Below are 13,480 nucleotides of genomic sequence, written 5' to 3'. Positions count from 1 at the left end.
GAGCTGGGCTCTTAAAGGAAGTAAGTGAAATGAAAGTGACCATTAAAGACGTAGCTAAAAAAGCGAATGTCTCCATCGCAACCGTTTCGTACGCAATGAATGACTGCAATCGCGTCAGTGAAAAGACGCGTCAGCATGTTCTCAATATTGCTAACGAGATGAATTATGTCGCTAACACCAATGCTAAGCAGTTGAAGCAGCGTCGTAGCTATGCCATCGGCCTGTTTTTAAACAACTGGTTTGGCCCGATTTACAGTGAGCTTGTCAAAGGTATCGAGAAGGTCTGTCACCAGCGTGGCTATGATGTCGTGGCTTGTAGCATGTATGGCAATGAAGACTCTACGGCTCACAAGTATATTCGAGATCGAGTCGTTGATGGCGCAGTGGTGTTAACCAATTCATTTGATACCGAGTTTCTAAAATCGGTCGCAGGCCCGGACTTTCCCATGGTGGTGCTAGACCGAGAGTTAAATGCTCCCGGCATCTACAACATCCTAATCGACAACTTTGGTGGAGCGTTCAGTGCAACCAAAGAGTTGGTGCTCAAGGGCTGCAAGGACATCTACTTCTTCACTGGACCTGACGACTCATACGATAGCAAAAAGCGATTAGACGGCTATATTTCCGCTTTGGGGTATTTCAATCTACCTGTCAAAAATCATCATTTGATAAAAAGCGACTTTACCGAAAAGACCGCTTACAAACAGATGAAAGACATACTTGAACAAGGACGTAGGCCTGATGCCGTATTTGCTGCCAATGATGAAATGGCGATTGGCATACTTCGCGCAGCTAAGCGTTATGAAATAGATATTCCCAACGAAATGAAACTTGTCGGCTTTGACAATATAAGAATGGCAGAGTTAATGATTCCAAGTTTATCTACCGTTACTCATGAAAAAGAGGGAATGGGGGAGCTAGCAGCATCAACATTGATCAATGCTCTCGATGATAAAACCGAAAAATTACAAGCATTAACGATTTTGCCAACCTCCTTAATTTTACGTGAAACTCTGTAGGATAGTTATGAAAAAGTGGTTGATTGGATGTGTGCTCGCATTAAGTTCGCAGATCACACTCGCAGATAATACCCGTATCGAAGTCATGACCCCAGTAGGTAATTATATGGACTTTGTCCGTTCTGAGTTAGTTCCTGAGTTCAAAAAAAGATACCCAAACGTAGATGTTGTTGTTTCAAATGATGAAAATTTAGAGACTCGTATGGCAGCAGGTGATGTGCCGAATCTCTATGCTGGAGTCTTTGGCTATCAACCTGCGAAATACGCAAAGATGGGCAAGCTAGCTTATTTGGAGCAGTTTGATGGGTTCAATGAAATGGTTGATAGGATTGACCCAGTTTTTATGCAAAAAAACTACGGTAGAAACTACTACATCCCTTGGAATGCAACAACGACATTGATGCTCTACAACAAAGAGTTGTTCATCGAAGCGGGCTTAGACCCAGAGAACCCACCTCAAACATGGGATGAATTCTTATACGCGGCTGAAAAGATTAGCCAACTACCTCCACGAGCAGACGGCAGCCCCGTGTATGGCACGGTTTTTTGGAACGAAGCGCTATCGTGGGGAAGTTGGTATTGGAGCATGTTGGCTCAGATGTACTACAACTTCAACGATGGCCAATACGGCCTGCTTAATCGTTTTGGCACCAATCCTATCTTCGATAGAGAAGAAGCGAATCTAGCGCTGTTCTTCGAAACTATGGCTAAGGCGCAGCAGTATTCTCCACTGACCATGGAGAAGAATTTTTTCTCACGCACTATTGGTATGTGGCCACAGTTTGGTTTCGGCTGGAAAGCAAACCTAACCGAAGCGGCAGGTAAACCGATGGTGGTGGGTGACGATGTTGGACTAGCACCGATTCCGACACTCAACAAAGGTGATACCTCATACTCCACACTCGATGGCCGCGCTCTGATGATCTTCAAAAACAGCGTCGAGAAAGAGCAGCTGTCGTGGGCGTTCTTACAACTGATGATGGAAGACGAGTTTAACCACAAAGCGAATGTAGCGCTGGGACAACTGCCAACACTGATCTCGCTAAAAGACCGACCTTACTACAACACATCAGAAGCCAAACCATTTGTTGAGCAACTACCAAATGCAAAATTGAATGAACCTTTTGCACTGTCATCAGACATGGCTGGCGTCATTCTTGAGCAGTATTCCAAAGCTGTGGTTAAGCAAGATGTTTCTGCTGAGGAAGCGGTAGAAGCAGCGGCAAAGCAAGCTGAAAAACTCATTAACGAATAGTGTGATAGGTCTAAGTGAAACTATGAAAAAAGATAACCTCATAACCGGCTACCTGTTCCTTGCACCATGGATTGTGTACTTTGCGGTCTTTTTGATTTACCCGTTCTTCTTGTCGTTCGAGAGTAGCTTTCTAAGCGTAAACATCTTGATGCCAGAGAACACCAAGTTCATCGGTTTAACCAATTGGATTACGGTGGTGACGGACTTCTTGTTCTGGAAGTCGTTGTTCAATGTGGTGTTTAACCAAGTCATCTTCGTGACGTTGAGCTTCGTGATTGGACTGGGTTTGGCCTTGCTCCTCAACGAGATCAAATTTTTGTCGAGCATGTTCCGCACCATCATGTTCATTCCAGTGGTGACCTCGATTACCGTAGCTATGATCATTTTTGACTTCATATCAGGTCCTTCTGGTCCCATTCAAAATACCATGGTGGGCGCGAACCTCCTTTCAGAACCGGTGTTTTGGAAATTCGAAGAGTGGTTACCAATGCCTGTGATTGCGGTGTTCAGTGCATGGAAGTGGTTCGGTGTTCAGATGATCATTTTCCTTGGTGGTATCGCCAGTATCGACAAATCTCTGTTTGAAGCGGCTGACATTGATGGCGCATCGTGGTGGCGTAAGACCAAGAAAATTACTCTGCCGATGATCATGCCGCAGATCGTGTTTGTGATGACAATGAACATTATCAACGGCTTGCAGATGTTTATCGAAGTGTTTATGAACTTCGACTTAAACGGCGGCCCTTACCAATCGGCACTCACCCCTGTGCTCTACCTCTACCAAACCGGTTTTGAGCAGATGAAGATGGGTGAAGCTTCAACCATTGGCTTAATGCTCGCTTGCGTAATTTACCTGCTGACGATGATGCAGTTAAAAATCACCAGTAAGGAAGACTAATCATGAATGCTGATAAGAAAAAGAACCTACTGATTTACGGCACACTTTTGGTTGCCACCCTTATTGTGTTGTATCCGTTCTTCTACATGGTGATCAACTCATTTAAGACGGGCCCAGAGATCATGCACAGCCCGAACAGCTTGCCAAAAGAGTGGTCGTTTGCTGGCTACATCAAAGTGTTTGATTCAGTGAACTTGGGGAGAGTGTTCTTCAACACCATCTTTATCTCGGTCACTGTCACGGTACTGAACACATTATTCTCGTCGATGGTTGCTTATTCGATTGTCAAAACCAACTTACCTGGCCGCGAGTTTTGGCTGAAAGTGATTCTTGGCTCGATGATGATTCCAGCGATTCTGTTCACCATCCCAACCTACATGATGATGTACGAGTGGAATTGGATTAACACCTATCGTGTGCTGATCATTCCGGGGGCAATCAGTGCGTACAACATCTTCTTGATGGTGCAGTTCATGAAGCAGATAGACAATGCTTACTTGGAAGCGGCACGTATTGATGGTGCGAGTGAGATGCGTATCTTCTTCAAAATCATTCTGCCTATGATGCGACCAGCACTGGCAACGGTCGGTATTCTGACCTTCATGGGTGCATGGAACGACTTTATGGGGCCACTACTTTACGTACGAGACGAATCTCTGATGACGCTGCAGCTTGCGCTGTACAACTTTAAAACTGAAGTACCGGGAACCAACCTGGAGCAACTGTGGGCGATGACCACCATGATTGCGGTTCCTGTTGTGATTGTCTTTTTCTGCCTACAGAAGAACTTCATCAAGGCATTTACTGGCGTAGGGGTTAAGTAATGAAAGTATCGACAGGATATAAATTGTTAGCGTTGGCCTCGGTTATCTTTATCGCATATGGCTCCGCTTGGCTGAGAGCTTACTCACTATCGGAAAACTACTTTGCATACGCAGAGCAGCAATACAAAAAAGGTGAGCTGGTAACAGCGTTAAAAGGGATGAACAAACTCGAACTCAGAATTGAAGATGAGTATTTAGGTGGTTACCAGCAAGTGATTGAAACTTGGCGAAGCGCAACGCTTGGGCCTAAGCCAGACGCTTACTATCAGTCGTTAGAAAAGCCCGCATTGATTATTGAGCAACTTAACGAAAAGCAGTTAATGGAGTTCATCGAGATCTACGTTCAGCTTGATTCTCGATATGTGCCAACGGCGGCCGATCAACTGCGAAGCTTAGCGAAACAGTCTGGTAATGACGCGTTATACCAAGAGATGACCGAGTTTCTAACCGAAGCTTTCCCACGATACAAATTGAAAGAGATCTAATCGATGGCTCTATACAAAGACAGCTCTGTTAGCTACCAAACTAGAGCGCAAGATTTACTGTCTAAGATGACGCTTGCCGAGAAGGTGGGTCAGCTTTGCCAATCGCCAATGCTGGATTATGACGACAATAAGCAAGAATACTTGATGAAAGTGGAGCAGGGTGCGTATGGCTCGCGCATCCTCGCTGACACAGCGTGGGCGGGTAATGCGCCGGGTGAATCGGTTGATCCGCACCAGCTCAATGAGATCCAAAAAGTGGCGATGGAAAAAAGCCGCCTGGGGATTCCAGTGATATTCGCGCGTGACGTGATTTACGGCCAAAAGACGGTGCTACCAATTCCCCTGGCTCAGGCATGTTCTTGGAACCCCAAGTTGGTTGAAGAAGCTTATGAGTGCATTGCGGCTGAAGCGGCATCGCTAGGCATTAACTGGACTTTTGCGCCGATGCTCGACATTGTTCGAGACCCTCGTTGGGGCAGAGTGATTGAGAGTTCAGGTGAAGATCCGTACTTAACCAGTCAGTTTGCAAAATCAGTAGTGAAAGGCTTCCAAGGTGATGACCCTTCACAACCAAATAAGCTGGTGGCGTGTGCCAAACACTTTGTTGGTTACGGAGCGTCAGAGGGCGGTCGCGACTACGACACGACTGAATTGAGTGATAACACCTTGCACAATGTGCACTTGCCGCCCTTTGCCGCGGCAGTGAAAGCTGGCGTTGCAACCATGATGTCTGGATTTAACGACCTTGGTGGTACGCCGGTAACCGGATCTCGACCATTAATTCGAGACTGGCTCAAAGGCGAGCATAAGTTTGATGGCATGGTCGTCAGTGATTGGGGCTCTATTTCCGATCTGGAATACTTCCAAGTTGCGAAAGACCCATCTACAGCTGCGTTAAAGGCGTTGGATGCAGGTGTTGATATGGCGATGACTCACGAGGCATATGAAGACACTCTTGAAGACCTGGTAAAGAACAATCCAAGCTTACTAGAAAATCTAGATGAAGCTGTTTACCGCGTATTGCTTACCAAATTCCGCGCTGGTCTGTTTGAACGACCATATATCGACCCTGAACTGCATAAGAGCATGCTGGGCCTAGAAGAACATAAGGTCAAAGCGCTAGCTCTTGCAGAAGAGAGCATGGTGCTGCTTAAAAATGATGGTGACTTGCTACCACTGAACTCACAAGGCTTAACCATTTCTGTGATTGGCCCTCATGCTCATTCACAAAGACAGCACCTTGGTTCTTGGTGTTTAGATGGCAATGCGGACGACGTTGCAACGATTGCAGATGGCATCCAAGCAGCAGCGCCAGAGAACACTATAATTACTGATTCAAGCGCATTTAGTGATGACATGATGGAGTGTGCGCATCGAAGTGATGTAGTCGTGCTGTGCGTTGGTGAAAGCCATCGTCGAACGGGAGAAGCGCGCAATATTGCCGAGCTTGTTCTGCCACCGGGTCAAGAAGAGCTAATTGAAGCCATTGGAAAAACGGGCAAACCTTTGGTTGTGGTGCAGTGTACTGGTAGACCCATACCGTCTCCTAAGATTGAGCAATACGCCCAGTCATTGGTTTATGCATGGCAAAGCGGTACAGAGACAGGGAATGCAATCGGTAACTTACTGTTTGGTCATAGTAACCCGAGTGGCAAGTTGACCATGACAGTACCAAGAAGCACAGGTCAAATTCCGATGTATTACGGTCGTAAGCCGATTGGAAAAATGCGAGCGTATCAAGAGTACATGCCATATAAGAATGAGCAAGATACACCGCTTTATCCATTCGGTTTTGGCTTGAGCTATTCGCAGTTTGAATATGGTAAGTTGACGGCTGTGACATCTGAAATTGCTGAGAATGAGAACCTGATTGTTGAAGTTGAGGTAGAGAATGTATCTGAAAGGGCAGGGCAAGAAATCATTCAATGCTATATATCACGTAAGGTATCTTCGACGACTCGCCCTCAACGAGAGCTAAAAGCATTTACAAAATGCTTTTTAAAAGGGAATGAACGTAAAACAATTAGGCTGACGATTTCAGCGGACGACTTAAAGTTCTATGGTTCTCAAGAGTGTTTTATGTATGAGGTTGGTGACATTGACGTCTACATTGGAGGAAGCAGTCTAGCGACCGAGTCGGTAACTGTTCATCTTGGGTAAACATTCCACTTAACGTAAATTGTTCGAAGGAAAGTAAAAGAGATTGGGTATAACCAATCTCTTTTTGTTTATACGTTGCGGTGTATCTGACTAATGTTGTACATGTTTAAACACTGTGCCTGAATAATTAAAACAACAGGCTAGGGTGGCTTTCCGTTCTATAGCCTAGCTCACTTGTGATATAATCGCGCGAGTTTAATAAGTACAAGAATAGGACACGCTTTGACTTCGTCTCCGGAAAAAGCAGATAACAACAAGAATGCAGCACAGCCAAGTTCTTCACAGAGCAAAGCGAAACCAAACCAAGCTGCATCGAAAAAATCTGCTGAACAATCAGCGACAAACAACAAATCATCTCAGAATAGCCCAGCCTCTCTTCGTAAAGCGCTCAACGAATGTATGATGCGCGATCGCTTCCGTTTGAGTAAGCGAATTGCTGGTGCGAGTAAAATTAAGAACGAACAAGCTAAGCACGCTGTCTTTGATGAGATTGCGTTAGACATTGCTAAGTCGATGATGACGGCAACTCAGCGTGCGGCACAGAAACCAACGATTGAATACCCAGAAATTCTCCCGGTTAGCCAAAAGCGCGAAGACATCGCGAAAGCCATCGCTGAAAACCAAGTGGTTATCGTGGCGGGTGAAACGGGTTCGGGTAAAACCACTCAGCTACCAAAAATCTGTTCTGAGCTTGGCCGCGGCCGCTTTGGCTTAATTGGTCACACTCAGCCCCGTCGTCTTGCGGCGCGTTCGGTTGCGAACCGTATTGCTGAAGAGATGGAAACACAGCTGGGTGAGTTCGTTGGTTATAAGGTTCGATTCAACGACCAGATTTCTGACAATACCCAAATCAAACTGATGACCGACGGTATTCTACTGGCGGAGATTCAACACGACCGTTTCTTAAATCAGTACGACACCATCATTATCGATGAAGCGCACGAACGTAGCCTGAACATCGATTTCATCATGGGTTACCTGAAAGAGTTACTGCCAAAGCGTCCTGATCTGAAAGTGATCATCACGTCGGCAACCATCGATCCAGAGCGTTTCTCTAAGCACTTTAACAATGCACCGATCATTGAAGTGTCTGGTCGTACTTACCCAGTTGATACGCGTTACCGCCCATTAGGTGGTGATGAAAGTGATTCAGACCGCGACCAAATCGAAGGCATCTTTGAAGCCGTTGATGAGCTGTGTGATGAAGGCCTTGGCGATATCTTGATCTTCATGAACGGTGAGCGAGAAATTCGTGATACCGCAGATGCATTAAGTAAACGCAACCTTCGTGATACCGAAATTGTCCCGCTTTACGCGCGTCTATCGGCGGGTGAGCAGAACCGTATCTTCCAGTCTCATACTGGTCGACGCATCGTTCTGGCAACCAACGTGGCAGAAACCTCGTTAACCGTTCCGGGCATCAAGTATGTTATCGACCCGGGTACGGCGCGTATTAGCCGCTACAGCTACCGAACTAAAGTACAACGCCTACCGATTGAACCAGTATCTCAAGCGAGTGCTAACCAGCGTAAAGGTCGTTGTGGTCGTGTTGCGGAAGGTATCTGTATTCGTCTGTACTCAGAGGAAGATTTCGAATCACGCCCAGAGTTTACTGACCCAGAAATCCTTCGTACTAACCTAGCGTCTGTAATTCTTCAGATGACAGCGCTTGGTCTAGGCGACATTCAAGCGTTCCCATTTGTTGAAGCGCCCGATAAGCGCAACATTCAAGATGGTGTAAGGCTGCTTGAAGAGCTTGGTGCGATCGCCACCGTTGAACCGTCAGCGAACAAAAACAAGAACCACGGCGACGACAAGAAGAAGCTAACCGCGATTGGTCGTAAGTTGGCAAAACTGCCTATCGATCCACGTTTAGCGCGTATGGTAATTGAAGCGCCACGTAACCGATGCCTACACGAAGTGATGGTGATCGCGTCTGCGTTGTCGATTCAAGATCCGCGTGAGCGTCCATCTGATAAGCAACAATCGTCTGATGACAAGCACAAGCGTTTCTTCGATAAAGAGTCTGACTTCATCACGTTTGTGAACTTATGGGATTACATCAAGCAGCAGCAAAAAGCATTGTCGAGTAACCAGTTCCGCAAACAGTGTAAGCAAGATTACCTCAACTATTTACGTATCCGTGAATGGCAAGATGTGTACTTCCAAATTCACCAAGCAATGCGTGAACTGGATACTAAGTTGAATACAGAACCGGGCAGCTACGATGGCATTCACATGTCACTGCTATCAGGTCTGCTTTCGCACATCGGTATGAAAGATCAAGAGAAGAATGAGTATCAAGGTGCACGTAATGCACGCTTCCATATCTTCCCTGCGTCTGGCTTATTTAAGAAACAGCCTAAGTGGATCATGTCTGCGGAGCTGGTAGAAACCTCAAAACTTTGGGGGCGCGTTATCGCGAAGATTCAACCGGAATGGATTGAACCGCTAGCGAAACACCTGATTAAACGTAGTTACAGCGAACCACATTGGTCGAAGAAGCAAGCGGCAGTAATGGCACACGAAAAAGTGATGCTTTACGGAATCCCAATCATTCCAAAACGCTTAGTTAACTACGGTGCGATTGATGCCACTGTCAGCCGTGAATTGTTTGTACGCAGTGCATTGGTTGAAGGTGAGTGGGAAACCAAACATACGTTCTTCAAACAGAACCGCAAGCTCCTGCAAGAAGTGGAAGAGCTTGAGCATAAATCGCGTCGTCGCGACATCTTGATCGATGATGATGAACTGTTCGACTTCTATGATCAACGTGTTGGCGAAGAGGCAGTGTCAGGCCGTCATTTTGATACGTGGTGGAAGAAGACCAGTCAGAAAACTCCTGAGCTGCTTAACTTTGAAAAGTCGATGCTGTTCCGAGGCGATGCTAGCCACGTTACTGATTTGGATTATCCGAACTTCTGGCACCAAAACGGTATTAAGTTGAAACTGAGCTACCAATTTGAACCAGGTGACGACAACGATGGTGTAACGGTACACATTCCGCTGCCTATCTTGAACCAAATTGACCAAAACGGTTTTGATTGGCAGATCCCAGGCCTGCGTCAGGAACTGGTGATTAGCCTAATTAAGTCACTACCTAAAACGCTACGCCGTAACTTTGTACCTGCGCCAAACTACGCAGATGCATTCTTGGCACGTGTGACACCGCTTGAAGCACCGTTACTGGATTCTCTTGAGAAAGAGCTACGCCGCATGACGGGTGTGGAAGTGGTACGTGATGACTGGAAGTTAGACCAGATTCCAGAGCACTTAAAGGTAACATTCCGCGCTGTAGATCATCGCAAGCGTAAGCTGAAAGAACAGAAAGATCTGCATGAGTTGAAAGAGAGCCTGAAAGACAAGGTTCAAGAAACGCTTTCTAAAGTGGCAGACGACGATATCGAGCAGCAGAACCTGCACACGTGGAGCTTTGGTGAGTTACCAAAAGTTTATCAGCAGAAACGCGGCGGCTACGATGTTAAAGCCTTCCCAGCGCTGGTGGATTCTAAAGACAGCGTAGAGATCAAACTGTTCGAAACCGAACAAGAGCAGATCTCGGCAATGAAATCGGGTCAGCGTCGTTTAATCCTGTTGAACGTGCCATCGCCGATCAAATACCTGCACTCTAACTTGCCGAACAAATCTAAGTTAGGCTTATACTTCAACCCATACGGACAAGTACTCGATCTTATCGATGACTGTATCGCTTGTGGTATTGATAAGCTAATTGAAGAGAAGGGCGGTTTGGTTTGGGAACCAGAGCAGTTTGAAGCACTGAAAGAACACGTACGTGCAGAGTTAGGCGATACGGTTGTTGAGATTGCTCAACAAGTAGAAACTATTCTAACTACGGCGTTCAGTATCAGTAAGAAGCTGAAAGGACGCGTGGATCTTTCTATGGCATTCGCACTTTCTGACATAAAAGCTCAAGTAGAAGGTTTGATTTTTAAGGGTTTTGCCACAGAATGTGGGTGGAAACGCTTGCCGGATATTCTACGCTATATGAGAGCGATTGAACGCCGCATGGAAAAACTGCCAATTGACCCGAACAAAGATCGTCTTCACATGATCAAAGTTGAGTCAGTAATGAATGATTACAAAGAACTGCTGAATAAAATTCCAAAAGGGATCGCGGTTCCAGAAAATGTAAAAGAGGTGCGTTGGATGATAGAAGAGCTTCGTGTAAGCTTCTTCGCACAGCAGCTCGGTACGCCTTACCCAGTATCAGATAAGCGTGTTAAAAACGCGATTGATGCTTGCTAAAGGAATAAAGCTAGACGCAATGGCAAGGTTTGGGTATAAATCTTGCTTATTGCATTACTAATTGAATAGTTATTACATACAGGGCGACTTGGTGGCAATTTATTACCACTCAAGGCCTGCCACTAGGACGAAAAAGGTCGAATATGAAAAAAACATTATTGGCACTAGCACTACTAGGTGCATCTTCAACAGCAATGGCTGATTCTTGGTTGTACGGCGGTGTAATGGGTGGTCAAAACTCATTCGCTGGTGAAGATGAAAACGCGGTGGGCATCCACGTAGGTACAGGTATCCTTCCACTAATCGGTGTTGAAGCGGGTTACTGGGATCTAGGTTCTTTCGGCAGCGTTAATTACGGCAACCGCGATCTTAAGAATTTAGACGCAAGCACTGCTTACCTAGCGATTAAACCAAGCATCGATTTTGGTCCTCTTCACGTATACGCGAAGGGTGGTCTTCACTCTTACGAGCTTAAAGCTGATGGCTTCAAGCAAGACGATGTTGATATCATGTACGGTGTAGGCGCTGAATACTTCATCTTTGGTCCACTATCTGTAGGCGCTAGCTACCAAAACTTCAAAATGAAAGATGACGACTCTGGCGTATTCACGCTAAACGCAACTATCCACCTACTGTAATTACTTGCAGTCAGTGACAGACGTACCGTTGGTCACGGATATTTGTAGAGTTCGTAAGAATTCGTAAAAAATGCCAGCTTGATAGCTGGCATTTTTGTATCTGTTAACCGTGTAATCGCTACTCTGTTTTCTTATAACAGATAGCAAGCGGATGGTTATTTTTTACTGTTCAGAATACGCTGAATTCTTGGGTTAATCGATTTACCGTGTTTACTTTCGTACTCTTCACGTTTTAAATCGTTCAGGTTCTTTACAGAGTTAGCGGCAAGAAGGAATTCTGGTAACTCAGTTTCAAGCATGCCTTTCTCATCTAAACGTTTCGCTTCCAAGTAATACTTCTTGAACAGGCCATCGAGTTTGTTTTCAGCCGTGCGCTTTAAATCGTACAGTTTATTCTGGATTAACCATTGCTCAATCTTATTATCTGCAGAGCGTGACAACACTCGAATACGGCTATCCAACAACTCTTCTTCAGTCAAAGAATCTTTCAGGATCCAAAGCTCACCCATTTGCGGCGGCCAACTGTTGCCAAGTTGAATACGTTCATGACAGTGCATTAGCACGCGGTTAAGGCCGTCTGAATCGACTGAGTTAGCAAATTCAATAAACTTACCGCTCGGCTCGCTACCGTATTGGTATTCCCATTGTGTTTCGTACACGCTTAAGAAAGAACCAAACACATGGATACACCAATCAGTCAGCTCTAACTCTGCCGGATCTTGATCGACAACAGGCACTTTTTGAGACGAGCCTGCGTCGGTAGCGTTAGGTGTCGCTACATTAACTTCAGTGCTTTTTGCTTCAATTATTTCAGATCGTGCAGGAACGTCAGATACAACAGGCTCAGAAGGTTGGCTTTTTGCCTTTTTGAATGAGCTGCTGCCTGAAGCGTTCAGATGGGCTAAGCTTTTGTCTATACCCATTTCCTTGAGCTTGTCCTGCATTTCCTGAATATTGAGAGGTCTTCTGCTGTTGTTGTCTTTCATTTTGCTTCTCGTTAACTAGCCAGTACTGCAGCTTGGATTCAATCCGAGATAATGGCATTAATTCATTGGCTTTGGCTTTATACCAGAGGACAAATTTCTTCCATACTAAACTATGGTCACCGGTCAAACCGGAGAATTTAAACGCACGTTCTGCCCATGATGGTATCTCTTCTTCGTTGAGATCATGAGTAGAGACGGTGTTGCTGTTCATTGAGCCTCGACCTTGTGGGCGAGGGGCCTGCTGCATGTGTTGCATTGGTGCCGGAGCAGGCTGAAACTTAGGTGCAGGTGCAGGTGCAGGTGCAGGTGCAGGTGCAGGTGCCGTAGAGTAGACCGGAATACTATTGGTCGGTTGAACCTCAACGTGCGCCGCAGTTTGCTCTTGCTCAATGAGCATTTTGAAAACGTGAATCTCTTTTTTATCCCGATAATCTACTTTTACCTTATCGAGAAAACCTTGGTCGACTAAACACTTAAGACAGTCGGCTAAACCAAACGTAGAGAGAGCACAAAGTTGACCTGCTGTTTGTAGGCACACATTGGTGTAGCCGAATTCGTCAGCACCGTCTGCAAGCATCAATAAAACCAGCTTTTCTGCAGGGCTAGAAGTATTCACTTGCCAAGCTAAATAAGAATATTTGGCGCTCAATATCGTGTTCTCAAAAAAGGTAAGTCGTTGTCACTATTGTAAGTCACCCCTTACCGAATTTATAGCAACTTAACAGAAAACGGCATTAGTAAGCCAAATATTGACCATAAGGAGACGTCTGCCCCATAAAGTAAGCCTACAGTCATTCATTCTTGTGGTTTAAGCTAGGAATCATTGGGCATGAATACGCATAGCAGCTTAAAGTGCCTACATTCTTTGTTAGGTTAAGAATGCCCAATTCGCGTCCACATTCTGTTGGTCACAATACAGGTCTTCTTTTAAAGTCTTCTCTTTAGGTCA

General features: G+C 45.6%; 10 protein-coding genes. 8 read left to right on the top strand and 2 right to left on the bottom strand.

What is annotated here, in order from left to right:
- Window positions 1-29 precede the first annotated feature (29 nt).
- The 8 genes from F0229_RS01940 (at window position 30) to F0229_RS01905 (ending at window position 11,545) form a co-directional block, all read left to right on the top strand.
- Window positions 30-1,019, top strand: a complete 990-nt coding sequence (locus F0229_RS01940) for a LacI family DNA-binding transcriptional regulator (RefSeq protein ID WP_137001156.1) — start codon at window positions 30-32, stop codon at window positions 1,017-1,019.
- Between the two features lie 7 nt (window positions 1,020-1,026).
- The gene (locus tag F0229_RS01935; protein ID WP_137001155.1) at window positions 1,027-2,274 is read left to right on the top strand and encodes an extracellular solute-binding protein; all 1,248 of its coding nucleotides are present in this window, start codon (window positions 1,027-1,029) and stop codon (window positions 2,272-2,274) included.
- 22 nt (window positions 2,275-2,296) lie between these two features.
- On the top strand, window positions 2,297-3,172 hold the full coding sequence (locus tag F0229_RS01930) for a carbohydrate ABC transporter permease (RefSeq protein WP_137001154.1): 876 nt from the start codon (window positions 2,297-2,299) through the stop codon (window positions 3,170-3,172).
- A 2-nt stretch (window positions 3,173-3,174) separates the two neighbouring features.
- A complete protein-coding gene (locus F0229_RS01925; RefSeq protein WP_102553179.1) occupies window positions 3,175-3,996 on the top strand; it encodes a carbohydrate ABC transporter permease in 822 nt (273 codons plus the stop codon).
- On the top strand, window positions 3,996-4,481 hold the full coding sequence (locus tag F0229_RS01920; protein WP_137001153.1) for a hypothetical protein: 486 nt from the start codon (window positions 3,996-3,998) through the stop codon (window positions 4,479-4,481). Before F0229_RS01925 ends, F0229_RS01920 begins: the two co-directional genes overlap by 1 nt.
- Before the next feature lie 3 nt (window positions 4,482-4,484).
- Window positions 4,485-6,641 carry a glycoside hydrolase family 3 N-terminal domain-containing protein gene (locus F0229_RS01915; RefSeq protein ID WP_171732126.1) on the top strand — a complete coding sequence of 719 codons (2,157 nt, stop codon included), beginning with the start codon at window positions 4,485-4,487 and terminating at the stop codon, window positions 6,639-6,641.
- 222 nt (window positions 6,642-6,863) lie between these two features.
- Window positions 6,864-10,907, top strand: coding sequence for an ATP-dependent RNA helicase HrpA (gene hrpA, locus F0229_RS01910; RefSeq protein WP_171732125.1), 4,044 nt, complete (start codon window positions 6,864-6,866; stop codon window positions 10,905-10,907).
- 143 nt (window positions 10,908-11,050) lie between these two features.
- Window positions 11,051-11,545 carry an outer membrane beta-barrel protein gene (locus F0229_RS01905; protein ID WP_017065440.1) on the top strand — a complete coding sequence of 165 codons (495 nt, stop codon included), beginning with the start codon at window positions 11,051-11,053 and terminating at the stop codon, window positions 11,543-11,545.
- A 155-nt stretch (window positions 11,546-11,700) separates the two neighbouring features.
- On the opposite strand, the gene F0229_RS01900 is transcribed toward F0229_RS01905, so the two are convergent.
- On the bottom strand, window positions 11,701-12,468 hold the full coding sequence (locus F0229_RS01900; protein WP_171732213.1) for a hypothetical protein: 768 nt from the start codon (window positions 12,466-12,468) through the stop codon (window positions 11,701-11,703).
- Window positions 12,389-13,180, bottom strand: a complete 792-nt coding sequence (locus F0229_RS01895; protein WP_102321034.1) for a hypothetical protein — start codon at window positions 13,178-13,180, stop codon at window positions 12,389-12,391. The genes F0229_RS01900 and F0229_RS01895 overlap by 80 nt, the downstream gene beginning before the upstream one ends.
- Window positions 13,181-13,480: the final 300 nt, after the last annotated feature.

Source organism: Vibrio sp. AIC-3 (genome assembly GCF_013114515.1).
In the GTDB taxonomy this organism is placed as follows: Bacteria; Pseudomonadota; Gammaproteobacteria; order Enterobacterales; family Vibrionaceae; genus Vibrio; species Vibrio crassostreae_C.
Note: the sequence above shows the minus strand (reverse complement) of the source record. Positions and strands in the feature narration are given on the sequence as shown.

Excerpts from the sequence above, each read along its gene's own strand:
- F0229_RS01925 (WP_102553179.1), top strand. The coding sequence starts at position 3,175 with ATGAATGCTGATAAGAAAAAGAACCTACTGATTTACGGCACACTTTTG.
- F0229_RS01920 (WP_137001153.1), top strand. The coding sequence starts at position 3,996 with ATGAAAGTATCGACAGGATATAAATTGTTAGCGTTGGCCTCGGTTATC.
- F0229_RS01905 (WP_017065440.1), top strand. The coding sequence starts at position 11,051 with ATGAAAAAAACATTATTGGCACTAGCACTACTAGGTGCATCTTCAACA.
- F0229_RS01900 (WP_171732213.1), bottom strand. The coding sequence starts at position 12,468 with ATGGGTATAGACAAAAGCTTAGCCCATCTGAACGCTTCAGGCAGCAGC.
- F0229_RS01940 (WP_137001156.1), top strand. The coding sequence starts at position 30 with ATGAAAGTGACCATTAAAGACGTAGCTAAAAAAGCGAATGTCTCCATC.
- F0229_RS01930 (WP_137001154.1), top strand. The coding sequence starts at position 2,297 with ATGAAAAAAGATAACCTCATAACCGGCTACCTGTTCCTTGCACCATGG.
- F0229_RS01915 (WP_171732126.1), top strand. The coding sequence starts at position 4,485 with ATGGCTCTATACAAAGACAGCTCTGTTAGCTACCAAACTAGAGCGCAA.
- F0229_RS01935 (WP_137001155.1), top strand. The coding sequence starts at position 1,027 with ATGAAAAAGTGGTTGATTGGATGTGTGCTCGCATTAAGTTCGCAGATC.